The organism is Streptomyces sp. NTH33, from assembly GCF_003236365.1.
Classification (GTDB): Bacteria; Actinomycetota; Actinomycetes; order Streptomycetales; family Streptomycetaceae; genus Streptomyces.
Window position 1 is genome coordinate 1 of record NZ_POTZ01001014.1, and the last position, 817, is coordinate 817.

The 817-nt window shown below is 72.9% G+C and carries 1 protein-coding gene; it reads right to left on the reverse strand.

Annotated elements, in window-relative coordinates; all coding sequences use genetic code 11:
- Positions 1-460, reverse strand: a 460-nt coding sequence (locus C1I97_RS38175; RefSeq protein WP_146608461.1) for an acyl-CoA dehydrogenase family protein, incomplete at its 3' end; no start/stop codon positions are given.
- Positions 461-817 lie beyond the last annotated feature (357 nt).

Below are 817 nucleotides of genomic sequence, written 5' to 3' on the forward strand. Positions count from 1 at the left end.
CCCCCAGTCCCCACCCCGTGTACCGGGGCACGGTGCCGTCGAAGCGCCAGCCGCCGCGCTCGGGCACGGCGCGCACGGGCACGCGGGGGAAGGCGCGGACGTGCGCGTAGGCGATCCCCGCGAGCAGCTCCCCGGACGCCGGAGGACGCAACAGCCTTTCACAGGCGGGGAGTTCGGTTTTCGTCAGCAGCTTCACCGGCGTGTGGTGCCGCGTCGTCACGAACCGGGTGGAGCAGCAGGCCCCGGCCAGGATCTCCGCCGTCCGCCGGGCCACGGCGGCGGGCGCCGCCGCCCCGCCGTACGGAGCCGGCGCGCTCACCCCCAGCAGGCCCGACCGTTTCACCGCGTCGACGTGGCTCACGGGCACGCCCTCCTGGTCGACGCGCTCGGCGTGCGGGGCGAGCAGAGCGTCCGCGAGCAGTCGGGCACGGGCGACGAGGGGATGCGTGGCGACGGTCAAGGTGAAGATTCTGCCGACACCGTCGGAGGGGGTGCCGGCCCGGGGATGTGTCGTTCGTGCAGGAGGTGGGACGACGGTACGACGCCAAGGAGGGCACCATGAAGTACTACCTGCTCAGCGTGATTCAGCCCGGCGAGGGCACCCCGCCCTCGGCCGAGGCGCTCGCGGAGGTCATGGCCGGGGTCGAGGCCTTTCACCAGGAGCTGCGCGAGGCCGGGGCCTGGGTCTTCGCCGGCGGGCTGTACGGCCCGGAGACGGCCAGGGTGCTGCGCCCCGAGGGCGAGGACGTGCTGATCACGGACGGGCCCTGGGCCTGTCTCTTATAAACATCTGACGCTGCCGACGAATAGCCTTGTG